Annotated in this window: 21 protein-coding genes and 1 riboswitch; of the genes, 7 read left to right on the top strand and 14 right to left on the bottom strand. The window is 40.2% G+C overall.

The window, feature by feature from the left end; translation table 11 throughout:
* Positions 1 to 2: 2 nt before the first annotated feature.
* Both SJY16_RS01305 and SJY16_RS01300 read right to left on the bottom strand, forming a co-directional pair.
* Positions 3 to 2,165 carry a DNA topoisomerase III gene (locus SJY16_RS01305; protein WP_377887259.1) on the bottom strand — a complete coding sequence of 721 codons (2,163 nt, stop codon included), beginning with the start codon at positions 2,163 to 2,165 and terminating at the stop codon, positions 3 to 5.
* A 180-nt stretch (positions 2,166 to 2,345) separates the two neighbouring features.
* Entirely contained in the window at positions 2,346 to 4,001 is a 1,656-nt protein-coding gene (locus tag SJY16_RS01300; protein WP_377887258.1) for a glycoside hydrolase family 13 protein, read from the bottom strand.
* Between the two features lie 204 nt (positions 4,002 to 4,205).
* A riboswitch (purine riboswitch) is annotated at positions 4,206 to 4,307 on the top strand.
* 49 nt (positions 4,308 to 4,356) lie between these two features.
* On the opposite strand from SJY16_RS01300, the gene ade reads away from it, so the two are divergent.
* A complete protein-coding gene (gene ade / locus SJY16_RS01295; RefSeq protein WP_377887257.1) occupies positions 4,357 to 6,072 on the top strand; it encodes an adenine deaminase in 1,716 nt (571 codons plus the stop codon).
* Between the two features lie 113 nt (positions 6,073 to 6,185).
* On the opposite strand, the gene SJY16_RS01290 is transcribed toward ade, so the two are convergent.
* The gene (locus tag SJY16_RS01290; RefSeq protein WP_483860836.1) at positions 6,186 to 7,160 is read right to left on the bottom strand and encodes a Gfo/Idh/MocA family protein; all 975 of its coding nucleotides are present in this window, start codon (positions 7,158 to 7,160) and stop codon (positions 6,186 to 6,188) included.
* 172 nt (positions 7,161 to 7,332) lie between these two features.
* Between SJY16_RS01290 and SJY16_RS01285 the strand changes: the two genes are divergently transcribed.
* Complete coding sequence (locus SJY16_RS01285) at positions 7,333 to 7,821, top strand: CarD family transcriptional regulator (RefSeq protein WP_224884033.1); 489 nt, start codon at positions 7,333 to 7,335, stop codon at positions 7,819 to 7,821.
* 48 nt (positions 7,822 to 7,869) lie between these two features.
* On the opposite strand, the gene gntK is transcribed toward SJY16_RS01285, so the two are convergent.
* On the bottom strand, positions 7,870 to 9,432 hold the full coding sequence (gene gntK, locus SJY16_RS01280) for a gluconokinase (protein ID WP_377887255.1): 1,563 nt from the start codon (positions 9,430 to 9,432) through the stop codon (positions 7,870 to 7,872).
* Positions 9,433 to 9,482: 50 nt separating this feature from the next.
* Positions 9,483 to 10,835 (bottom strand): GntP family permease, encoded by a 1,353-nt coding sequence (locus SJY16_RS01275; protein WP_377887254.1) that lies wholly within the window; start codon positions 10,833 to 10,835, stop codon positions 9,483 to 9,485.
* Between the two features lie 275 nt (positions 10,836 to 11,110).
* Between SJY16_RS01275 and SJY16_RS01270 the strand changes: the two genes are divergently transcribed.
* The gene (locus tag SJY16_RS01270) at positions 11,111 to 11,968 is read left to right on the top strand and encodes a MurR/RpiR family transcriptional regulator (RefSeq protein WP_377887253.1); all 858 of its coding nucleotides are present in this window, start codon (positions 11,111 to 11,113) and stop codon (positions 11,966 to 11,968) included.
* A 52-nt stretch (positions 11,969 to 12,020) separates the two neighbouring features.
* On the opposite strand, the gene SJY16_RS01265 is transcribed toward SJY16_RS01270, so the two are convergent.
* Entirely contained in the window at positions 12,021 to 13,220 is a 1,200-nt protein-coding gene (locus SJY16_RS01265) for a class I SAM-dependent rRNA methyltransferase (RefSeq protein WP_377892006.1), read from the bottom strand.
* A 113-nt stretch (positions 13,221 to 13,333) separates the two neighbouring features.
* Here SJY16_RS01265 and SJY16_RS01260 point away from each other — a divergent pair, with 113 nt between their 5' ends.
* Entirely contained in the window at positions 13,334 to 13,468 is a 135-nt protein-coding gene (locus tag SJY16_RS01260) for a hypothetical protein (RefSeq protein WP_377887252.1), read from the top strand.
* Positions 13,469 to 13,549: 81 nt separating this feature from the next.
* The gene (locus SJY16_RS01255; protein WP_377887251.1) at positions 13,550 to 14,869 is read left to right on the top strand and encodes an MFS transporter; all 1,320 of its coding nucleotides are present in this window, start codon (positions 13,550 to 13,552) and stop codon (positions 14,867 to 14,869) included.
* A gap of 38 nt (positions 14,870 to 14,907) precedes the next feature.
* On the opposite strand, the gene SJY16_RS01250 is transcribed toward SJY16_RS01255, so the two are convergent.
* Positions 14,908 to 15,831, bottom strand: a complete 924-nt coding sequence (locus SJY16_RS01250; protein ID WP_377887250.1) for an alpha/beta hydrolase family protein — start codon at positions 15,829 to 15,831, stop codon at positions 14,908 to 14,910.
* Between the two features lie 137 nt (positions 15,832 to 15,968).
* Here SJY16_RS01250 and SJY16_RS01245 point away from each other — a divergent pair, with 137 nt between their 5' ends.
* Positions 15,969 to 16,862, top strand: a complete 894-nt coding sequence (locus SJY16_RS01245; protein WP_377887249.1) for an ArsR/SmtB family transcription factor — start codon at positions 15,969 to 15,971, stop codon at positions 16,860 to 16,862.
* Between the two features lie 31 nt (positions 16,863 to 16,893).
* Here SJY16_RS01245 and SJY16_RS01240 read toward each other — a convergent pair whose 3' ends face one another.
* Positions 16,894 to 18,534 carry a hypothetical protein gene (locus SJY16_RS01240; RefSeq protein ID WP_377887248.1) on the bottom strand — a complete coding sequence of 547 codons (1,641 nt, stop codon included), beginning with the start codon at positions 18,532 to 18,534 and terminating at the stop codon, positions 16,894 to 16,896.
* Positions 18,531 to 19,325, bottom strand: coding sequence for an ABC transporter ATP-binding protein (locus SJY16_RS01235; RefSeq protein WP_377887247.1), 795 nt, complete (start codon positions 19,323 to 19,325; stop codon positions 18,531 to 18,533). Before SJY16_RS01235 ends, SJY16_RS01240 begins: the two co-directional genes overlap by 4 nt.
* Positions 19,326 to 19,476: 151 nt before the next feature.
* On the opposite strand from SJY16_RS01235, the gene SJY16_RS01230 reads away from it, so the two are divergent.
* Positions 19,477 to 20,934 carry a phospholipase D family protein gene (locus tag SJY16_RS01230; RefSeq protein ID WP_377887246.1) on the top strand — a complete coding sequence of 486 codons (1,458 nt, stop codon included), beginning with the start codon at positions 19,477 to 19,479 and terminating at the stop codon, positions 20,932 to 20,934.
* A 218-nt stretch (positions 20,935 to 21,152) separates the two neighbouring features.
* On the opposite strand, the gene SJY16_RS01225 is transcribed toward SJY16_RS01230, so the two are convergent.
* The 5 genes from SJY16_RS01225 to nagA are packed head-to-tail and all read right to left on the bottom strand — an operon-like array spanning position 21,153 to position 24,840.
* Positions 21,153 to 21,383, bottom strand: a complete 231-nt coding sequence (locus SJY16_RS01225) for an excisionase family DNA-binding protein (RefSeq protein ID WP_377887245.1) — start codon at positions 21,381 to 21,383, stop codon at positions 21,153 to 21,155.
* A 39-nt stretch (positions 21,384 to 21,422) separates the two neighbouring features.
* Entirely contained in the window at positions 21,423 to 22,154 is a 732-nt protein-coding gene (locus SJY16_RS01220) for an SIS domain-containing protein (protein ID WP_377887244.1), read from the bottom strand.
* An 18-nt stretch (positions 22,155 to 22,172) separates the two neighbouring features.
* Complete coding sequence (locus tag SJY16_RS01215; protein ID WP_377887243.1) at positions 22,173 to 22,895, bottom strand: GntR family transcriptional regulator; 723 nt, start codon at positions 22,893 to 22,895, stop codon at positions 22,173 to 22,175.
* A 16-nt stretch (positions 22,896 to 22,911) separates the two neighbouring features.
* Positions 22,912 to 23,649: a glucosamine-6-phosphate deaminase gene (gene nagB, locus SJY16_RS01210; RefSeq protein ID WP_377887242.1), complete on the bottom strand. Its 738-nt coding sequence runs from the start codon at positions 23,647 to 23,649 to the stop codon at positions 22,912 to 22,914.
* A 12-nt stretch (positions 23,650 to 23,661) separates the two neighbouring features.
* Positions 23,662 to 24,840: an N-acetylglucosamine-6-phosphate deacetylase gene (gene nagA, locus SJY16_RS01205; RefSeq protein WP_377887240.1), complete on the bottom strand. Its 1,179-nt coding sequence runs from the start codon at positions 24,838 to 24,840 to the stop codon at positions 23,662 to 23,664.
* Positions 24,841 to 24,903 lie beyond the last annotated feature (63 nt).

Here is a 24,903-nt window from a genome sequence, read left to right as displayed (position 1 = left end):
TCTTACTTATCTTGATCAAGTTTCAACTTGGCAAGCGCATCTGCTAGTGCCGTGTTGACCGGTTCATCCTTCTGTTGATTCTTCATGTATTTTGAAACATCTCGCTTGGACGCTTTATGATTCTTCTCTTTACTCTTACGTTCATTGAATGAAGAAAGCTTTTCGCGATGGCCACATTTACAAATAAACGTCTGTGCTTCTCCCTGGCCATGTAATTCAAGTTTCTTCTTACATTTCGGGCATCTTGCATTTGTAACTCTGCTCTTCCCTTTACGGTAACCACATTCTCGGTCCTGACAAACAAGCATTTTACCTTTCTTATTCGACACTTCTAACATCAAGTTACCGCAATCTGGACATTTCGTACCAGTAAGGTTGTCGTGCTTAAATTTCTTTGTGCTTGCTTTAATATTTTGCACAGTTTCTTCTGCATAAGCCTTCATTTCTTTAATAAATGCTTGCTTCGTTAACTTTCCTTTTGCGATCGCTTCAAGCTTTTGTTCCCATTCTGCGGTTAGTGCAGGAGATTGAAGCTCTGTCGGAACAAGTTCTAGAAGCTGTTTTCCTTTTGCTGTTATCGTTAAATCCTTCCCCTTCTTTTCGATCAGGAAGCTGTTAAACAGTTTTTCGATAATATCAGCTCGAGTAGCGACTGTACCTAGTCCACCTGTTTGACCTAGCGTTTTCGCAAAACGTTGATCTTGCTGCTCGAGGAACTGTGCAGGCTTCTCCATTGCTGTTAATAATGAACCTTCATTAAAACGAGCCGGTGGGTTGGTGGTCCCTTCTGTTCGTGTAAGAGAAAGAACCTTCAGCTTCTGGTCGCTTTCTAGCTCTGGTAAGATTTCGTCAGTTTCTTCATTTCCATATACTTCTTTCCAACCTTTTGAGATGATCTTTTTACCTTTTGCTTCAAAGTTCTCATTATCAATCTGAGCATGAACCGTGATTTGTTCATATTCATAAGGTGGATACAAGGCAGCCACAAAGCGCTTAACAATCAGTTCATATACCTTGCGATCTTTATCACTCAATTCGCGGATAACAGGGTGCTGCTCGGTTGGAATAATCGCATGATGATCAGATACTTTACTATCATCAATAATATGCTTTCCAGCTCTAAGAGGTTGACCAACAACTTTTCTTGCAGCTTTTTCATATGAAGAAACAGCTTGAAGACGTTCTTTTAACGTTTCCTTCATATCTGAAGATAAGAAACGGGAGTCTGTCCGCGGATAAGTAACGAGCTTGTGCTGCTCATATAACCGTTGTGTAGCTGACAGTGTTTCTTTTGCTGAGAAGCCATAACGTTTGTGTGCATCTCTTTGAAGTTCAGTCAGGTCATAAAGCCCAGGAGAATACGTCTTTTTCTTCGCTTTATCGACTGATCGAATAGTAGCGGATTCACCCGCTATTCTAGACTTGGTTTCATCAATTAGATTTCGATCAAAAACGTTCGATTCTTTCGTTTGTTTGTTTCGCCATTTAAGCGAGAAACCATCCACAACAGCTACCAACCCATAATAGCGCTCCGGCTGAAATGATTTGATTTCTTCTTCTCGATGAGCAATCATCGCGAGGGTTGGCGTTTGTACCCTTCCACTTGAAAGCTGCGCATTAAATTTCGTCGTTAGAGCTCTTGAAGCATTCAAGCCAACATACCAATCCGCTTCAGACCGCGCTGCTGCCGATTGATAAAGGGCCTCATAGTTTTTGGCATCTTTTAAATTCTTAAACCCTTCGCGAATCGCCTTATCTGTAACAGACGAAATCCAAAGCCGCTTCATCGGTTTGTTTACGCGAGCTTTTTCAATCGTCCATCTCGCTACGAGTTCGCCTTCCCGTCCTGCATCTGTGGCAATGATGATTTCATTTACATCCTTACGGTTCATCTGCGCTTTAACGGCGCTGAATTGCTTCCCACTTCTTTTGATAACGACAAGCTTTAATGGGGAAGGGAGCATGGGCAGATCATCTAAATTCCATGTTTTATACTTTTCATCATATACCTCTGGATCTGCCAGGGTAACAAGATGCCCAAGCGCCCATGTCACAATATAACGATCTCCCTCTAGATATCCGTTACCTTTCTTTGAACAATTCAATACTCTAGCAATATCTCGTCCTACTGAAGGTTTTTCAGCAAGAATTAATTGTTTACTCACTTTACCAATCTCCTCAATTCTACCTCTGCTTTCCTCTTATCATACCAGCTAGAATGTTACACGTGAAACAATGAAGCGCAAAGAAGTTTCTGTTGCTGAAGTTCCTATAAGAATGGAGCTGATTTTCGCTTGCTAACAAAAAAACTGTCGAAGACTTAATCGACAGCTTTGTTCTAGGAATTATATTCGATACACTCTAGCCTCGTATGGCTTAAGTATTAATGGTTCTTTTTCACTTTTTTCTACTGGATAGTTATGAAGCAGTAGCTTCTCATCCTTCAAGTTAAATTCAAAATGGAATGTAGCTGGTTCAGTCGAAAGGTTCGTAATAACAACAATTTTTTCGTCGTTAGTTGTACGCGTATAAGCATAAATTTGGTTATGGTCTTCAAGGATCAAGTTATAGGTTCCATATGTGAAAACTGGATGATCTTTCTTTAGAGAAATCATTTCTTTATAGAATGATAATACGGAATCTTTATCTTGCTCTTGGTTCGCTACATTGATCTCGTGGTAGTTTGGATTCACTTTCATCCATGGTGTTCCCGTGGTAAAGCCTGCATTTGAATCTCTATTCCACTGCATAGGCGTACGGCTATTATCACGAGACGATGCCCAAATGATTTTCATGATGTCCTCATGAGATACGCCGGCTTCTCGTTGAATACGATAGCGATTTTTATCAGCAATATCATCATAGTCTTCTATTGAAGGGAACTGAACATTCGTCATCCCAATTTCTTGTCCCTGGTATATGAAAGGCGTTCCCTGCATCAGGAAGTACATCGCCCCCATTGCAGTTGCGCTTTCCTTCCAAAATTCTTCATCATTTCCCCAAGTAGATACTACACGAGGTTTATCGTGATTCTCGACGAAAAGTGCATTCCATCCATCACCCTCAAGCCCCTTCTGCCAACGGGTTAAGACCCTCTTCAAAGCTACGATATCCAATTCAGTGTTATTCTCGGCATCCCAAAGTCCTAGGTGCTCGAATTGAAAAATCATATCCATCTTACCTTGTTCTTTTCCAACCCACTTATCTGCTTCCTCTATAGACACGCCGTTTGCTTCCCCTACAGTCATTACATTGTAGTTCGCATACGTTTTATTTTTAAATTCTTCAAGGAACGGTTGAATTCCATTTTGATTCATATGCATATCAAAGGATGAAACATATTTATCGTTCTTTGGATTTGGCATATCTGGTAAACCCGGTCGCTTTTTTATATGACTGATCGCATCGATCCGGAACCCATCGATTCCTTTATCGAGCCACCAATTTACGGTGTCGTATAGTGCATCACGTACATCAGAGTTTTCCCAGTTTAAGTCAGGTTGCTTAGTTGAGAATACATGAAGATAGTACTGATCTGTTTTCTCATCATATTGCCATGCAGATCCTCCAAAGATACTTTCCCAGTTATTTGGTTCATGGCCTTCTTTTCCATCTCGCCAAATATACCAATCTCGTTTTGGGTCTTCCTTTGAAGATCGGGATTCCACAAACCACTTGTGCTCGTCACTCGTATGATTGAGTACAAGGTCGATAATTAGCTTCATTCCACGATCATGTACTTCACGAAGAAGACAATCAAAGTCCTCCATCGTACCGAAGTCTTCCATTATGTCTTGATAATCAGAAATATCATACCCATTATCATCATTTGGAGACTTGTACATCGGACAAATCCAGATCACGTCGACTCCTAATTCTTTTATATAATCTAGTCGTTGAATAATCCCTTGCAAATCACCTATGCCATCACCGTTAGAGTCTTGGAAACTGCGGGGATAAATTTGATAACCTACTGCTTCTTTCCACCAAATTCTATTCATTCTCCTACACCCCCATCTATTTATTTGAAAACGAGGCAACTCATTTTAAGTGCAAACGTTTGCTCAATTGCATAATAAAAAAAGCCTTCATATGATATCGCTTACTTAAGTTTACTCGCAATCTACTTAATTATCAATATACTTGTCAAAGTAATTTTAGAAGCATGAATTGACCAAACGATGGAGAATGTATAGAATATCTTAATAATATAAGTGAAAGCACTTCGTATATTTTTGGTAATATGGTCCAAATGTTTCTACCAAACTACCGCAAATGGTTTGACTACGATGATTACATAAGATGTGTCATCCTCTGTCAGGCTGGAGAATTCCAGAACGAGAGGAGCTTATCAGAATGAATCCATTAGTAAAAAGAATTCATACGGCATCAGGAAAAGAAACTGCTGATATTGTGATTAAGCATGCGAAGATTTTAGATGTGTATAATTTGCGTCTCATAACAGGGGATGTCGCGATTAGTGATGGGAAGTTTGCAGGTATCGGTGAATACGAGGGGAGACAAATCATTGATGCAAAACAAAAGATTCTCGTCCCTTCACTTATCGATGCCCATGTCCACATTGAATCTGCAATGGTGGCTCCATCGCAATTCGCAAGGGCCGTGCTCCCCCACGGAGTAACCTCTGTCGTAACGGACCCTCATGAAATCGGGAATGTGCTTGGTGTGGAAGGGATATCCTTCATGATTGAAGATTCGGAACAAATTCCGATGGATGTTTTCTTTATGCTTCCTTCTTGTGTCCCTTCCACCCCCTTTGAGAACGCAGGTTCCGTGCTAAAAGCTAAAGAACTGAAACCCTTTTATAGCCACCCCCGGGTCCTAGGACTTGCTGAAGTGATGGACTATCCTTCCGTGAGAAATGCAGATCCTTCCATGATCGAGAAGCTTCTTGATGCACATCGAAACAATAAGAAAATCGATGGGCATGCAGCAGGTCTTACAACTGATGCATTAAATGTCTATAAATCTGCTGGCATTACCACGGACCACGAATGTGTCAATGCTGAGGAGGCACTAGAACGGATTCAAAGAGGGATGTATGTTCTTATTCGTGAAGGATCCGTTGCAAAAAACTTAAAGCAACTCCTTCCTGCGATCACCGCTCATAACGCAAGACACTTTATGTTTTGTACCGATGATAAGCATTTGGACGACCTAATATCTGAAGGTAGCGTCGATCACAACGTTCGACTGGCTATCGAAAATGGTATAAATCCATACCTTGCTATTCAGATGGCATCACTCAACGTTGCCGAATGCTATGGCTTGAACAAAGGAGCTATTGCTCCTGGCCTTGATGCAGACTTTCTTTTGTTGAACGATCTTGAGACCTTCGATATTCATCACGTCTATCATGGTGGAAAATTTGTTGCGGAGAAAGGTACAGCTTCATTTGAATCCAACGCACCCCAATATGAAGTTCGTAACACAGTTCATATACCTGAATTAAGCAAGGAAAGTTTTTCCATCACGGTAGAAAATGAGCGCGCAAATGTCATTGAAATCATTCCAAATCAAATAGTGACAAAACACCTCAAGGTCGAGGTGGAGAAGGATACTGAAAACAAGTTTATCCCTTCGGAAGAAAGCGACCTCATGAAGCTGGCAGTAATCGAGAGACATCATAAAACAGGAAATATCGGTCTTGGAATCGTAAAAGGACTAGGAATAAAAAATGGTGCGATCGCCACTACTGTCGGACATGACTCCCATAATATCATCGTTGCAGGTACGAACGATGAAGATATCATCACAGCAGCAAACCTCTTGAGTAATATAGGCGGTGGCCTGGTGGTTGTCAAAGAGGGAGAGATAATCGGTGAACTGCCGTTGCCGATTGCGGGACTGCTTTCAGACAGAGATTACCAAACGGTTAACAAAGGGTTGAGCCGGTTAGATACAGCGCTAAGAAAGGTTGGAGCTCCAGAACATTTCAACCCTTTTCTAACGCTTTCATTTTTAAGTCTACCTGTCATTCCTGAACTAAAGCTCACGGACATGGGACTATTTGATGTAAAAGCATTCAAACATATCCCTATCGATCAATAGAACAGTTAGTAAAGAGCACGCCCAGCAAGATGATGGGGTAGTGCACCCCGGAAGTTAGAGTTAATAACTAACTTTTAGGGGTGCACTACCTGGGCGGGCTCTTTACTATCACTTTAGGAAATGCTGATTGTAACTTTCGCTTCTTGTTGGGCGGAGCGATATGCTCCTTCCATCAGTACCGTCAAATCGAGTGCGAGAGCGATATTTTCATCGGTACGCTTATTATGTTGAACATGATCGACCCATTGATTGAACGGAGATGGTTGGTCAACCGGAATGGTAACTCGCTCGAATCCTTCTCCTTTATTCATTAGCAAGACATCACCGGTCATTCCATAAAGAACGGAACCCTTTGTTCCATGTAACTCAATAGTAAAAGGAGAATGTGGGTTTACAAAACCCGTTTCAATAATGCCGTATGTGCCTCCTGCGTAATGAAATGTGACTACCGCCTGATCTTCAACGGGCTTTGCCGTCACATATCCAAATTGTGATAAGATACTTTTCGGCATTCCTTGAAATAACCTTGTTAAATAGACTGGGTGACACCCTAAATCTATCAAAGCTCCTCCCTGGCAAGCTTCTTTATCATAGAAATGATTAGGTAACCAACCTGCAAGAGCTCCATCATGCGCAAGTCGGACTCTAGATTGTGTAATTTCTCCAATCTCACCAGAGGAGATGATATTTTGTATCGCTAAGGTGTAACCATCATAAACCCTTGGCAAGGAAACAAACAGCTTTACTCCCTCCTGTTTCACCGTATGGATTATTTCTAAAGCCTCATCTTCTGTTGCAGCAAGTACTTTTTCTGTGAAAATGTGCTTTCCTGCTTTGGCGGCTTTTATCATAACCTCTTTGTGCATATTCGTTGGACAAGTCACAACCACCCCATCGATCGAATCGTTACCAAGAATTTCATCGATGGTACTTATGTACGCTACTCCCCACTTCTCGGCTTTCTTCCTTCCTCGTTCTTCATTCTCATCCCAAATCGCAGTTATGGTCGTTTCAGGATGTTGTTGAGCCTCTTTAGCGTAATCTTTTGCGTGAACGTGCCAAAAACTTATCATTGCAAGATTCATTATGACATCCTCCTATCTGTGCGGAATGATAGCGCTTTAATTAATTGTATAAGAGATCATAACAGTCCATCAATTCATTAGGAAATTTTTTTGAGAAAAATTTAAATTAGTGTAGATTTTCTATTTATGATATAATAGTAGTTGTGCTATAATTAATTATTTTGGAGGTGGGCGCTTGTTTGAGGTAGGCGACAAAGTTTTTTATCCCATGTACGGTGCAGGTGTAATCGAAGCTATCGAAGAGAAAGAAATTCTGGGCGAAACACAGCTCTATTATATTCTTCATATTGCATTTCGTGATATCCAGGTGATGATACCAAAAGGCAAAATGGAGAACTTGAATATCCGTGAAGTATTGGATTCCAATAAAATGGATGATATTCTAACCACCTTTCATCATGACGCTGAGTTTGATGAAGAACCGAATGCAAATAGAAACCAGCGATACCGCGATAACATGAATAAGCTGAAAACCGGGGATATCCGCAACCACGTAGAGGTCATTCGAGAACTGGTTACCCTCAACAAGAAAAGACCACTAGGAACAGACGACAAAAAGCTGCTTGAAAATGCACAGCAGTTTCTCATAAGTGAAATTGTACTAACAAAAGATGTAGAGATCGATCAGGCTACGACGATGCTGAATGAAGCGATCTATCAATAGAATACGTAACGAAAAGGCCAGCTCCAAACCGGAGCTGGCCTTTTGTGTTTACTTTCCTAATACATTCGTCTGAAACGCTGAAATAGCTTTATATTCATCCGTCAACTTTTGAGAAATACTCGTATAAATCGGCAGTAACTCGGAATATAATTTCACACTTTCTTCTTCAGGCTGATGGGCAAACGTACTGCCAACAAGGTCTGATACGATACTATATGAATCGATATCGCCTAGTGCTTCCATCCCTAGGACAATGGCACCGAGACATGAGCTTTCATAGCTTTCAGGAACAATTACTTCCTCATTAAAAATATCTGCCATCATTTGACGCCACAGAGCGGACCTTGAAAAGCCACCAGTTGCTTTAATTTGTTTCGGTTCACCGATAAGTTCTTTAAGTGCCTCTAACACACTATACAGGTTGAATATAACACCTTCCAAAACCGCTCGAATCATGTGTTCTTTCTTATGGTGCATCGCTAGACCGAAGAAACTTCCTCTCGCATCTGAATTCCACAACGGAGCACGTTCTCCAGCAAGGTATGGATGAAAGATCAATCCATCTGAGCCTGGTCGCACTTGTTCAGCAATTCTAGTTAAAATTTCATATGTGTCGATACCTAGACGCTTTGCTGTTTCCATTTCAGAGGCTGCAAACTGATCTCTAACCCATCTGAACGTTATGCCGCCATTGTTGACTGGCCCGCCGATCACCCATTTGTTTTCAGTAAGAGCGTAGCAAAAGATTCGTCCATGAGGGTCTGTCACAGGACGATCCGTTACCGCACGAATGGCTCCGCTCGTTCCGATCGTTACCGCTACCACGCCAGGATCGATTGCATTCACACCCAAATTCGATAAAACACCATCGCTTGCTCCAACAACAAATTTAGTCGACTCACTAAGCCCAATTTCTTCGATATATGGCTCTTTCAAGCCGTCCACAATCGTAGTAGTTGATACAGGAGTAGATAATTCATCTTTTGTAACACCCGCGATCTCTAGCGCCTCTTCATCCCAATCAAGCTTCTCAAGGTTGAATAAACCCGTTGCAGAAGCAATCGAATAATCAATTACGTATTTATGGAAAAAGCGGTAGAAGACATATTCTTTGATCGAAATAAATTTACTAGCTTTCGAAAATACATCCTCTTTCTCATTCTTCATCCATAATAATTTTGATAAAGGAGACATCGGATGAATTGGCGTACCTGTACGCATGTAGATCTCATGACCATTCATTTCTGATTTGATCTTCTCTGCCCACTTTGCACTTCTATTATCTGCCCACGTAATACAGTTTGTTATTGGCTTTCCATCTGAATCTACAGCAATTAAACTATGCATAGCCGAACTAAAGGAAACAAATGATATGTTTTCTGAAGAAAGATGTTGTTCAGTCAACACTTCCCGAATTGATTTCACCACAGCAAGGAGAATCTCTTCTGGGTTTTGTTCTGCTGTACCTGGTGTAGGTGTTAGGAGTGGATATTCAACGCTATGTTTTGTAACTGGATGACCTTTCTCGTTAAATAACACAGCTTTCGTACTCGTCGTACCAATATCGACACCAATCATAAATGTTTCTTTCAAAGTAAACTCCTCCTGCATTCAGTTTAATAAGAAAATGCGAGCATTAAGATGCTCGCATCCGACTTCGACTATCCAATAAAGAAACTACAAACAAAGACCACGGCGAACCCGACAAGACCAATCAAGGTTTCCATGATCGTCCATGACTTTAACGTATCTTTTTCATTTAATCCTAAGAATCGGTTCACTAGCCAGAAGCCAGAGTCGTTCACGTGAGATAGCACTGTTGCACCAGCTGCAATGGCAATAACCATCATTCCTAATACTGGTCCCTGCATATCCATGCTCGTAATCAGTGGAGACATAAGACCTGCTGCGGTTACCATCGAAACAGTCGCAGAACCTTGTGCAACACGAACAGCGGCTGCAATTAAGAAGGCTAATAGAATAGGAGGTAATGGTGATGAAGCCATTTTCTCACCTAGAACTTGTCCTACACCTGAATCAATCAATACTTGTTTGAAAACACCACCAGCACCGGTTACAAGAATGATGATACCAGCTGGCTCAAGAGCTTTGTTCGCAATACCCTGTACATCTTCCTTCGTATACCCACGCAATGTCCCCAGCAGGATAAATGCAAGGATTGTTGCGATTGTTAATGCCACGAAAGGATGTCCCATGAACGTTAAGAAAGAACGTAGGGGAACGAGTGAAGTACCATCTTTAATCAGTAAATCAGATAGTGTGTTCGCTAAGATTAAAACTAGTGGAATCGATATCAAACTAGTAACCAACCAAAAGCTCGGAAGCTCTTTATCGTATTTCTTCTCTTTAATTTCCATGTAGTCCGGAACTGTTGCATGAATTTTCTTCCCGATATAACGTCCAAATAAAGGTCCAGCAATAACCATTGATGGAATACCTGCAAGTACACCGAAGAAAATAACCCAACCAAGATCCGCTCCAATTAAATCAGCAACTGCGATCGGCCCTGGCGTAGGCGGGATAAAGCTGTGTGTTACAGCAAGTCCAGCTAGAAGTGGAATTGCATAATGTAGCAATGATTTCCCTGTTTTTTTCGCAAGACTATAAACAAGTGGAACAAGAATAATAAAACCAACATCAAAGAAAACGGGAATTGCGACGATAAAACCTGTTAACCCTAATGCCCACTGTGCTCGTTCTTCGCCGAACTTCTTAATGAGCGTTTGTGCAAGTCGTTCAGCTCCACCAGATACTTCTAACATCTGACCAAACATCGCACCTAAACCAACAACGACTGCAACGAATCCAAGTGTTCCGCCCATTCCGTTCTTGACCGACTCGATAACCCCTTCTAACGGCATCCCTGCTGCGATCCCTACTAGTAAACTCACTAATAAGAGTGATACAAAAGCATGCAGTTTCGTTCTAATAACAAGGAATAAAAGCACAAAAATAGCAAGAACTGCTAACAAAATTAACATATTACCTGACATGTTGTTTCCTCCTTCATTTTCGTATGTACTAAGCTTTTCGAAGAGACCCATACTATTTGTTGGTTCACCTTAGGAATCGCTTACATAATTAACATGAATAATGACGTCCAAAAGAACTATATGTAAAAAAGCATTACCATCAAGGAAAAATATTTCCTACTTACGAATTATACAATAAATATTTTTTATTGCAACCGCTTCCAAGAAATCTATTTTCATAAGTTTTGTAATCGGTTACAATAAAGAGAACAGAGTAAAGTGAGAGGAGAATGTTTATGTCTAGCACTGAAACCCGTCACTGTCTTCCTAGAATTCGCTCTTCATACTCTCAGTTTAGTGAAAAAGAGCGTCAAGTAGCGGATTACATATTAAATCATTCGAGCAAAATCATCCATAACACGATCAATCAAGTTGCGGAGGATTTAGGCGTTGCGGATGCAACCGTATTTCGATTTTGTAAGCGCATTGGCTTCAAAGGGTTTCAAGCGATGAAGATTGCCCTTGCCGCAGAAATCGTTAACCCAATTCAAGATATCCACGAAACGATTTCAGAATCGGATTCCAGAAAAGATGTAGCAGAGAAAGTACTGCGCTCTAATATTAGAACGCTTGAAGATACGCTTCATATTTTAGACAGTTCTAGCATTGAGGATGCTGTAGAAGCCCTTTTGAACGCTGATCAGATCGAGTTTTATGGAAATGGTGGATCAGGAATCATTGCGATGGATGCACAGCATAAGTTTATTCGAACAGGTCTGCGAACGGCGGCTTATAGTGATGCGCACCTGCAAATTATGAGCGCTTCCCAGCTAACAGATAGTGATTTAGCGATTCTCATCTCTCACTCAGGAACAAACAAAGACATCATGCGAGTAGCTGACATCGCAAAAGAAAGTGGAGCTACCACGATTGCGATCACAAACCTTGCTACATCTCCATTAAGTAAAAAAGTAGATATTTCGTTATACACTGTTTCACAAGAAACAGAATTTCGCTCTGAAGCACTCGCATCTAGAATTGCGCAGCTGAGCCTTGTAGACGCCCTTTATGTGAATGTCATGATCGCAAGAAAAGATGAAGCTAAGGACTCTCTTCAGCGTATGCGTGAAGCAATCTCTTCCAAAAGGCTTTAATAGAAAAAGCCCCACATCGATCGATGCGGGGTTTTAAATGCTCTATTTAATCTCAACCTTTTATTTTTTCGATAAAGACTACTTTTAAATAATTTCCTTCTCGGAATTCTTTCGTGGTACGGAAATCTTCTGGTAGAGAATATTCTTCAAGTAACTTATATTTTCCACCACTCTCTTTAAATGCCTGGTCCACAAAACCTTTAAACTTTTTCATATCATAGCCACTATAATTCGTTGAGGCTACGATTACCCCTTTGTCCTCTGTTATGGCAATCGTCTCTTTCAGCAGATTCTTATAATCCTTAGCAGCGCTAAATGTATGTTTTTTAGAGCGTGCAAAGCTAGGTGGATCTAGAATCACCATATCAAACTTAAGGTTCTTCTTCACAGCGTACTTAAAGTACTTGAATACATCCATCACTAAAATGTTCTGTGCTTCATAGTCGATTCCATTGACGCTAAACTGCTCGATCGTTTTATTTAAGCTTCTGTTCGCAAGGTCAACGCTCGTTGTGTGAACCGCGCCACCTAATGCAGCGAAAACAGAAAAGGCGCCCGTGTAGGAGAACGTATTCAATACACTCTTTCCTTTCGCATACTTATCACGGATGATTTTTCTAACAGGTCGCTGATCTAAGAACACGCCTACCATAGCGCCCTCATTAAGATAAACCGCAAAATCGACCCCGTTTTCTTTGACGATAAGAGGAAACTCACCACGTTCGCCAGCTACAAAATCATCATCATCGACATATTGTCCTTTAGCGTCAAACCGTTTTTTCTCGTATATACCTTTGAAGTTAACGAGCGTTTTTAATGAATTTACAACCTCATTCTTAAATGAATATGCGCCTTCACTATACCAATTGATCAGGTAATAATCGTTGAACCGATCGATCGTTATTCCTCCAAGTCCATCACCTTCGCCATTAACAACACGAAAAGCAGTTGTACTTGGATCTTCAAAAAATGATTTCCGATAGTGAAGAGCTTTTTGAATTTTATTGGTGAAAAACGCTTCATCAATCGATTCACTTGCGTCCTGGGTCAAGACCCATCCGTATCCCTTGTTCTGCCTTCCATAATAGCCTTTTCCAATAAACTCTCCGTTATGATCTACAAGATTTAAAATCGCCCCCTCTTCTTTTAACTTCTCAGGGTTTGCGAGGGCTTCCTTAAATAAAAGGGGGTATCCGTTCAGAAACTTTTTTTTGTGCTTGGATTGAATTTGCACGCGCGTTTCGTTTCTCATCATGTCATCCTATCTGTTCAAGTTTTTGATTCTGCTTGCATTATAACATGATGCGATCTCCCTACATAAAACAGTATGAACGTTCAAAAGCTAATGAAAAGGTGGTGAACACGATGAAAGCGAAATCTGGAACTGACATTGAAGAAGTAAAGAGATTAAACGCAAATTCAGGTCTTACGTATAACCAAGCGAAACAAGAACTCGCGAAACGATTAGACCACAAAAAGAATAATTCATCGCTATTATAAACATTCAAATGGGACTTCAATGGGGGTGATGGTTTACAATAAACTGGTGTTGTTTTTTAGAGCATCAGGAGGTTTTAAACCATGACGAATGAAAAAAACTATTTCCGCACCATCCTCATATTAAGTGCAGCTGTCTGGCTCGTTGTGATGAATACAACGATGTTCAACGTCGCGCTTCCTAACATTTTAAGTGAATTTAATTTAAGTCCATCCGATGGTGCCTGGGTTGTTTCTGGATACTCAATTATTCTGGCGGTAACCACGATTACTTATACGAGATTGTCTGACTACCTTCCAATAAGACGTCTCCTTATAACAGGGATCGTTATTTTTAGTATCGGTTCAATACTTGGTTTTTTTGCTGAAAGTTTCGCCTTTCTTCTTACTGCAAGGTTATTACAAGCTACAGGGGCATCAGCAATTCCAGGGCTATCGATGGTGTTTGCGGGCAGATTCATTCCTTTGAAGAAACGAGGAAGAGCGATGGCATTCATTGCTTCGGCATCATCACTTGGGTTTGGCTTAGGACCAGTTATAGGTGGCATCATAACAGAATACCTTGATTGGAATTATCTTTTTATTGTAACGCTATTTGTACTATCACTTATCCCCATCCTTTTTAAACGCCTGCCTGAAGAGGAGGTAAAAAGGGGATCTTTTGATTTTCTCGGTGCAGCCTTAACAGGGATATCTGTTACGAGTTTCTTGTTATTCATTTCAACGTTCAATTTGCTTTATCTATTTTTAGGAGTCGTCGTTATCTTTCTACTTTGGGTACGAATCACAAAAACAAACATTCCATTTATTCAGCCCGAGCTCTTTAAAAAAAGGGGATATCGCCTTCTTCTTTATATGAGTTATCTAGGTTTCACGACGCATTTTGCTATCTTACTCCTAATGCCACTCATGCTACAAAACGTATTTGATAAGGGACCCTCTATCATAGGTTACATTATATTTCCAGGAGCTATGTTGTCAGCCGTTGCAGCTGTTTATGTAGGGAAGATGCTCGATCGTTATGGAAACATGAAGGTTATTTATCTTGCACACCTGTTACTTTTGATTTCCACGATCATCTTTTATTTCTTATCTCCACTGAATTCCTATATGACCATGTTCGGCTATATGTTTACTAGCTTCGGCTTCTCAAGTCTTTCTTCAAGTACCACGAATGAGGTATCACGTATTTTACCACCCTCTGAAACGGCTACTGGAATTGGTATGAAACAGCTCGTGCAGTTTGTCGGCAGTGCTTCAGGAGCAGTTCTAGGGGGAATCCTCCTTGAATTGAACGGATTGACATACAGCACGAACTCGTTTCAACTAACATACCTTTTCCTACTCGGAATTATGATTTTATCGCTAGGGATCGCGTATTACTATGCAAAAAAACATGTCTAGTGAAGAGCCCTCTTCAACGGTTGGAGAGGGCTCGATAGTTAACGTGATACGAACCGAACAGCTTCTTCAAACACCGACGGAAAGTCTTCAGGAAACTCATGCCCCATCCCTTCTATCACGATTAGCTTGCACGGAATGCTATGCTTCTCAAGAATAGAAACCGCTTTCAAAACACCTTCATAAAAAGGGTCACGATTTCCAGTAATGATACATCCTCGGGCGTTACACTTGTTAGTACTCGCTAGTTTCTCTAATTTATCCAAGTCCTCGAATGCCGGCACCACAGCAATGAACTTCTCAAAAAGCGCTTCTTGGCTTAAGCATAGCTCTACAGCTCGCCCGCCTCCTTGTGAAGCACCTGAAATGATAACGTGTTCTGACTCAATCTCACGGTTCATTGAAAACGTTGAATACGTCTCCCTTACATCCTCCCTAGTTTGTTCGAAATCATCCCATGAGAAACAATTATAGCTGAACAGCTGAGATGACTGCGGAAATCCAATAAGGTAATGATTTAATAGTCTTTTATCTTGCCACTCTAATGAGAAGTCTTCTACATTTGAAGCTTTCCAATGCAATGAGAAAATCGCCAATTCAGCATTATCGTTCCCTTCAACTTTTAGCAAAGGTTGTGCTGAATCCTGATTCGCACGATAGATAGATTCACATTGATCCAGGATATGTTGGAATTCCCTTGTATCTTTTACTACATCCAGCTCAGAATCAGAATTTAAAATATCTGGGTTCCACCATAGTCCGCTATCGATGATTTCCTGTAACTCGGCAATTGCTTTAGTTCTTTCACCTAGAAGACAATAAACATTGGCTTTCCAATGCCCTAGTCGATCCCGTTTCTCAGGAAAAGTTGTTTTTGCTTTTTCCATTAGTTCAAGTGACTCATCATACTGTTTCTTACCTACAAGATCGATCACACGAGTCTGGCAGTCTACGAATGTAAGCATAAGCATGGCCCCCCACTTTTATTTAGTTCAATATTAATTGAACTAAATAATTAAGTCAATATACTTATAACCGATTTTAATGTTTTAAATAATTGAAACTACTATGATAAAATAAAAAGAAAACTGGAGGATTTTCTGTGGCTTATGAATTAAAAATGTTTTATTCTCCTGTACATGAATTATTATTAAGCATGTCGTTATATAAGAGACAAACACAAATGAAATATTTAACTTTAGGTGCTACTTGGCCACAAGAAGTAGAAGAAAGAATATCTTCATCTTTACAAGAGCGCATTGCATCAAATACCACCCTTAACTTCGAGGACTTATCCGTACTATTAATGGCACAGTGTCCAATCGAAGATGACATCGATGGTTTGTTCGATTGGTTGCAATCCAAATCTTCAGGGGAACTTTACGAGCTACTTTCACCTTTTCTTAAGAGCTCGCTTCCACCAGATCTCGAGGCACAAAGAGACCGTTTCATTTCGCTTCTAAAGGAGTGGAGAGCAGAGTATTTTGATAAGATCGATACGACCATACTAGAAGATTTAAAATCTGACGCGATTGAAAAAAGTGAATTACTCAAAACATCAACACCAGCTGAAATCGTCCATAAAGCTAGCCGATTTGTCATCACTAACGACAACATTCAAACAGTTTACCTGATGCCTGGTTTTCACTTTTATCCCATGTCTTTAATCGATCAGTTTCAGAACACAGTGTTTATTACATATCCCGTTCACTCAAAGAAAAACGAACAGAAAGAACTTTTAAGAATCACTAAAGCATTAAGCGACGAAAGACGGCTTAACATCCTCACCTTTCTTTCTAGTGGAATTTATACGTTCACGAATATCGTCTCTGAAATCGGGATGGCAAAAGGAAACATTCACCATCACCTATCGATTTTACGAGCAGCAGGGCTCCTAAACATTCACATTACTGATGATCCAAATACGTTTTATTACAGCACAAATCGAAGCTTTACTTCCGACTTAACATCGAAACTAAATAACCTACTCAACTAAGCTCTCTAAAGCTCAAATATAAAGAAACCCCTCATGCAGAGGGGTTTCTTTTCAATCCTAGTTTCCAAATAAGCGGTGTCATGACTAATGCAAGTAGTAGATAGATCCACACCCCAAATGGTACAAATGTTGCTCCATAGTGAATGAATCCTAATAAAGGGATTAGTAAAATGAAGGGCAAGGTTTTCCATCCATCACCTTGACTTGCTCTCTCGAAAGGTTCAGAGAAAGGTAGTGTTCCTTTAATTAACTTAAAGCAAACCACGCTATAAATGAAAGTTAATAGAAAAACAATGAGGAGGTCAGGGAGAATCCGAATACCAAAAATCACTGTATAAAGGACACTAAGAACGATGAACAATGGCAGAAACAAACGAATGAGAAGAGCTTTAAGCGTTCCTTTTATACTATTGGTTAAATCTGCCACCGGCGCCACATGGTAGATCCACGCTCCCTTACTCTTGCTAGAATATTGAAGCATGATGACGACACCTGGAATCATCATCAACGCAGCATAAATCGAAAGATACGATTTCCCCTGTCCTAACATTTCGAAAGATCCCGCTGCTGAATAATTATTATAAAGAAAAACAAAGGGAAAGATCATCGCGAACCCTAGCGATGGGTAAATCTTTAGTTTAAGCTCTCGTTCATTCTTAAGCATTTTCTCTGCGAAGCGATAAAAAGCATGTTCTTCTTTACTTCGAGTAACCAAAGAGGCGAGACGTTTAAAGAGGCCGAACCTATTCCGTTTTGAACTCTTGGTCGTTTGATCCATTAATTTCACTAGATTTTCTTCGTATGTAGGAAGTATCTTTGTATACGCCACAAATGAAAGTACAGGAACTACAACTGCTAACGCAGAAAGTATAAAGTAGTACGGTCCTGTCTCACCGTTCAATACGACCGCGAACGGCGCACTGAACCACACGGGAGGTAATAACACCGTCCACCATTCAGGTGTGAATTGCGCTTCAAACTCTACGATTTCAAATGCACGGGCTACGACTTGATAGCCAAGCACGATGGTAATAGACAATCCGATCTGAACATAATTAATCATATCCCTCAGTCGCTCTCCACCGAAGAGCTTCAAAATAACATAATAGAGCATCGCTGTGATAGCAACAATAAACAGGTTGGTGAATAGGATCGTCAGGATGAACAACACCCCAAATAAAAAGCCATGTCGAATCGTACCAACGATAAGAGATGTACTTATCATTGCAACCGTTATGAAGAACAAGTAAATCGTTACATGGATCGCCTTTGATGCACTGATCGTTTTACTATTAACGGGCCTTGTTCCAAGAATCGTTTGATCTCTTACATCTAGTAATACTGAAGAAAAATCAGAAATCATCGTTGTCATGATTAAAAACATGAATACCCCAATGATTATACTCACTTGGAACATGTAGTTTTCACCAACAAACAAGATTGGAACAAGGGTCAAACCGGTAAACGCATAAAACCAGAGAGATTTTAAAAACTGGTTACTATCACTCTTCTTACTATTTCCCATGTTTTGACTCATGACAGTAGACGTTCGTCTTCCGTCCATCGTAAGCTTCACTTGTAGAATACGGCGCATCGTACCATAATCGATTCCTAATTTCTCAAAAAGCACCTTAAATACATCCAACAGCTTTAACGAATTGAAATTCTTCATGTTTTATCACGTTGTACGATTTGTACAAATTCCTCAGATAGATCTTTATATTCCTTAAATCCTGTTAACTGATTAAAGATTTCTTCTAATGAACCTTCTTTATTCTTCTGTCGAAGTTCTTCAAAACTCCCATCTGCTACAATCTTTCCTTCATTAAGAAGCAAAATACGACTGCTGATTTTCTCCACGACTTCCATGATATGAGAAGAATAGAAAATCGTTTTTCCTTGCTCAGATAGCTTTGCAAGAATCTCTTTGAAAATCATCACACTATTCGCATCCAGGCCATTGATCGGTTCATCTAGAAACAATAGATCTGGGTCATGCAATAAACTCGAAATGAGCAATACCTTTTGCTTCATGCCTTTCGAATAAGAAGAAATTCGAGAATCATACACTTCTTCAAGATCAAATATTTTCATTAACTCTCTTGCTTTTGTTTCTGCTTCCTCCGGGTCCATTCCATACAACTCACCCGTAAAGGAGAGATATTCTCTCGCTGATAAATTATCATAAATGTCAGCCATTTCTGGGACATAACCAATTCTATATTTATAATCCACCTGATTATCTTTTATATTGTCTCCAAATATCTCTATTTCACCTTCGTAAGACCCTTCAAGCCCTAACATAATTTTCACCGTCGTACTTTTACCCGCACCGTTCGGTCCTATGTAACCAATAATCTGTCCTTTATAGACATCCAGGTCTATTTCATCAAGGACAAGTTTATCGCCATATTTTTTTGTTAACCCCTTTAAGGAGAGAACTTTATCTCGTTGTTTTTCCATCTTACTTCCCCCTTTTTCTTTTGATTGTTACTATGTACTACGCATTTTCCATAAAAAGGTTTCAGAAACGGCTTCTCTTTCTTTCCTGAAGAGGATTAACGCGTAGCCTTGAGGGTATAAGAACAGTAAACAATTTCGAGGAGTCCGCCTAATGAAGAAAAAGTCATGGTATAAGAAAAAACGCTGGATTGCATTAAGTATCTTCCTTCTTATTTATTGTGGTATGTTACTTTATCATCGTTTTAAACCACTCCCTGAAGGAATATCGTACGCTTCGGAAGTGCACTCTTTGCAAGAAGATGATATAGAGTTTTTATACGATTTAACATATGACAAAGATGGTAAAGAAGTCTATGATCACTCTATTTTCGATGAAGTGAACAACACAATTAAGGAAGCAGATGATTTCCTCGTGCTAGATCTTTTTTTGTTCAATGGATTTACGGATGGGAAAAGAGATTATCCTAAAATTAGTGAGCGGTTATCGAACTCTGTCATAGAAGTGATGGAGGAAAACCCATCACTAAAAGTGGTTTTAATAAGCGATGAAATCAATACGTCGTATAATTCTCATACCGCTCCACAAATCAACAAATTAAAGGAGATGGGAGCAGAAGTTATTTATACGGACTTGAATCGTTTGCGAGATCCTAACCTATTCTATTCAGGACTATGGCGTATGACGTTCTCATGGTTCGGTAAGAGCGGTCCTGGCTGGATTCCTAACCCACTAGCATCGTCTGCCCCAAAAGTCACGATGCGCTCCTACTTAGATTTATTTAACATTAAAGCAAATCATCGAAAAACAGTTATGACCGAGGATGAAGGAATCATTATGTCAGCTAACCCTCATGATGCGAGTGGGTTTCATTCGAATATCGCCTTCAAAGTAAAAGGGAAAATTCTCAATGACTTGATTCGATCTGAGAAAGCGGTCGCTGCTTTTTCTGGAGGAGATTTATCAAGGTTTCCAGAGCTCCCTGCTGTGCAATCAACGGAAAAAGAAAAACAATCTAATGTTAAAGGACAGATCGTCACTGAAAGTAAGATACAAGATAGTGTTGTTACTGCGATCGACGACGCTAAAGAAGGCGATGAAATCAACATTGGTATGTTTTATCTAGCTGACCGGGATATTATCGATGCAATCGTTGACGCCACTGAGAGAAAAGTTATGGTGCGAATGGTTCTTGACCCAAACCAAAACGCTTTCGGTCATCAGAAGATGGGGTTGCCAAACCTGCCGATTACCGGGGAACTCCACAAACAAGGTGACAACTACTTAAAGATCCGCTGGTATGATACGAATAAAGAACAATTTCATACGAAAATGTTGTATGTGAAAGGGAAAGAGGAAAGTACGATAATAGGAGGATCAGGAAACTATACATCAAGAAATATGGATGACTATAACATGGAGTCTAATATTCACCTGAAAGCATCGAATGATTCTAAGCTTGTCCAAGACGTCGATCATTACTTTGAACGAATATGGAATAATGAGGACGGCGTATACACAGTTGAATATTCAAAGTATCAAAACACGTTATCGGCATTTAAATACATCATGTATATTCTTCAAAAACTATTCCAAGTAACCACGTATTAAAGAGATAGACAAACCAAAAACCCCGGAGAGTCCCGGGGTTTATTTACATGCGTTTTGCTTTGCTTTTGTTTCTCATTTTTCTCACAATCGGATAAATCATGGGACCATACTTGATTGCTCGTTTGATTAATTTCTTCATAACGAATGCCTCCCTTTATAAAGAGGCTATTCCCGGATTAAGAAATCATAAACGAAGTGAAGTGAACGACCACTAGCTATCAATCTTCATCTTTCACATCGGGGTCTTCTGGAAGAGGCTCGTTCATTTCTTCTTCCATCCTTTTCTTATATTTCTCTAATTGTTCTAAGTGAGTATTAAATTGCTCTTTATAAATCAAATATTGATCGCCGTCATGAATGACTCGGATACGCTTTTCGCGAATCAGCGTTTCAATATATTCTTCAGGTAATGATAAATATTCAGCCGTTTCTTTTATCGAGAGATACAAGAACACGTTCCTCCTTTTATATGTGCGTTATGACTAGCATTACAGTAGTGAAATTCTTGCTTGATAATCATCGATTAACTTCTTGTTATGAGAATCTGATCCATCGATATTGCCACTACGAAATACAGGAGGTTCTTTTCCACCAGCGATCATACGATCGATTACTTGAGCAACGATACCATTGAGTAGCGCCATCCCGATAACTGATGAAAGAGGAGCATAGGAAAAGCCTCTGTTTTCAAGCGAAAATACCGTATCCCCTGGTTTAATATGGTTATCGAGTACAAGGTCCACGGCATCTTTTAAATAAATGCCTTCTTTATGGCGAGAGGGTTGATCTTCACTTGCTTCTAAGGACGTCAATCCTATTACGAATGCGCCCTTCTCCTTACTGATACGCCCAACATCTACTGGTACTGGATTTCGTCCTGAGTTAGATACTACGATAACAACATCGCCATTCCTAATATCTTGCTCTTTCATAAAGGTTTCCGCAAACCCATTCATTCGCTCGTACTTTGAAGACTTGCTACCTCCTTGATGGAGCATTAATTCCTCGATCAGTATAGGACGCACAGGTGCTAAGCCTCCCGCTCGATAGAACATCTCCTCAGCCATCATATGGGAATGCCCACAACCAAACACATGAATGATGTTACCTGATTCGACCACTTCAGTCATTACCTTTACTGCTTGATCTATCGTTTGACGTTCATCATTTTCAATAACATCCAGTGCATGTTTTATTTCTGCAAAGTATTCCGAGAGCATACCTATGCCTCCTGTCGATTACCGCTTCAATGTGATCATAAACTTGTAACGATCGGCCCTATAAGATGATTTCACAACCTCTAGAGGAGTTTCATCTGCAAGTTTTGTGTTTCTTTGTATAAGCAAGATAGGGGAACCTTTTTTAATCTTAAGGAACTGAGACTCTTGTTGTGTTGCGACGGACGACTCGAGTACTTGTGTCGCCTCGCCAATCTTTATTGATAATTGTTTCTCAATATAATCATAAAGTGATTGACTAACGGTATCTTCCGTTATCCCTTTCACAAGGTTTGCAGATATGAAAGTGGTTTCTAGCGCCATCGGAATACCATCCGCAAGCCTGACACGTTTGATTTCATACACAGGAGCATGCTCTTGTATGTTCAACTGTTCAGAAATTGATGCAGGTGACGAAACGATTTCAAAACTGATCAACTTGCTACTAGGGACCATTCCTCTGCTCTGCATATCTTCAGTAAAGCTGGTCAACCCTAAAAGCTGTTGCTCAATCTTCTTCTCAGCAACAAATGTACCTACCCCTTTTTGACGAAACAGGTAGCCAGAATTCACAAGCTCAGTGATCGCCTGTCTCACTGTCATTCGGCTGATTTTGAACCTTTCTGCATATTCTCGTTCAGAAGGAAGTGAATCACCCGCCTTAAGCTCTCCCTTTTCGATCATCCCTTTGATTAGTTCTACAAGTTGATAATAAATTGGTAAAGGGGATGTTTTATCAATCATTCGTATGATTCTCCTTTCAGCCGTTTACAGGAATCCCTGACAATGCTTTTCGATCAGCAATTATTGTAACATGAGGGTGTTTTGTTAAAACGGAAGCAGGAAACCCCTCATCACTTTGTCTAGTAAGTAACTGTTGTAACGCATGTTGCTTCGACTCTCCTGATACCAACAATACGATTTCCTTACTCTGCATAATCGTCGAAATGCCCATCGTTATTGCTCTCTGTGGAACCTCATCGAGTTGATTGAAAAAGCGAGCATTGGCCTGACGCGTCGATTGTGTAAGCTCAACTACATGAGTCATAGTTTCAAAAGCAGTTCCGGGTTCATTAAATCCGATATGTCCATTGCTTCCTAAACCAAGAAGTTGCACATCGATTCCACCACACTGTTCGATCGTTCGTTCATATTCGATACATTCTTTATAAATATCCTTCGCAACGCCATTTGGAAGGTGCTTTTGACGAAACGGAAGATCGATCTCATTAAAAAGATGAGTCTCCATAAATTGATAGTAACTATTTGGATGGTCTGAATCTAGACCTACATATTCATCTAAGTTAAATGTTGTTACAGAACGATAAGAGGTACCGTGTTTGTCATGATCCTCCACCATTTTCCTGTATGTCCCTTTAGGTGTGCCACCAGTTGCCAATCCGAGTGTTATTTCCGGATTTTCTTTTACTTTATTAATAAAGAAGTCAGCTGCTATATTACTGAGTTCCTGATAATCCTCTGCTTCTATTACTCTCATACTGCCCCCTCCTTATTTTGTTTGCGCTCTTACACCTTTACAGAATGTCGCAAAGATTTCTCCTTGTTCATCGAGTAGGATGAGGTCTGCGTCCTTGCCAACAGCAATACTGCCTTTACGATCATAAACACCTAATTGACGAGCTGGATTTTCAGCAGCCATTTTTATCGCACTTTCTAGGGAACAGCCAGTGAATTCCTGAATGTTATTCAGAGCCTCGTTCATTTTTAGAACGCTTCCAGCTAACGTTCCATTCTCTAATACGGCTTTCCCATCTTGGACGATAACATCCTGACCACCAAGGTCATAGCTTCCGTTCTTCAAGCACTTTGCACGCATTGAATCTGTAATCAATACAATTCCTTCATCGGTTTTTTGGCGGTAAGCTAAATCGATCATTTCAGGGCGTACATGATGACCATCCGCAATAAGCTCTGTTCTAAGTTCACGCAACAATAAGGCAGCACCAGCTACACCTGGCTCCCGATGATGAAGACCTCTCATTCCATTGTAGAGATGTGTTACATGAGTCGCCCCGTTATCAACTGCTAGTTGAACCTGCTCATGTGTTGCATCAGAGTGACCGATCGAAGCAACAACACCTTCATTAGATAAATAGCGAACAAACTCTACCCCACTGTCTAGTTCTGGCGCTAATGTCACAAGCTTAATTGTACCAAGTGCTCGTTTGTTCCATTGTTTGAACAAATCGATGTTTGGTTGCTGTATAGCATAAAAAGGTTGCGCACCCGCACGAACTTTATTAATAAAAGGACCTTCTAAATGAACCCCTATAATTTCTGATTGTCCTGGTTTTTGCTTATTTAGAATATATTCACCTACATTATCCAAAGCTTTCTCGATCGTAGAGGATTCGTTTGTAATCGTCGTAGCAAGGAAGCTTGTTGTACCTTCCGAGGGCAACGTGCTCGTAATCGTATCTAGGGCTTCAGGAGTAGCATCCATCGTATCTGCCCCATTCACACCATGAATGTGCACATCGATCATACCTGGCAATAAACTTAGCTGTTCCGGAACATGAAAGATCCTCTCATCTGAATCCTTTGTTAGATTAACGGAGTGACCAACAGCCTCAATCTTTCCATTTTTCACTTTGACATATCCATTTTTAATCGTTTCATTTTCAGCATATATTGTTATTTGATCTATAACAAAACTGTCTTCATTCATACGATCAAACTCCTTACCTAGGCTTGTTGATTAAATTTTATCACCCCAAAGTACAGTTGTCTA

Source organism: Alkalihalobacillus sp. R86527 (assembly GCF_042466185.1).
Taxonomy (GTDB): domain Bacteria; phylum Bacillota; class Bacilli; order Bacillales; family Guptibacillaceae; genus Guptibacillus.
This window is presented reverse-complemented; position numbering and strand designations above follow the sequence as displayed.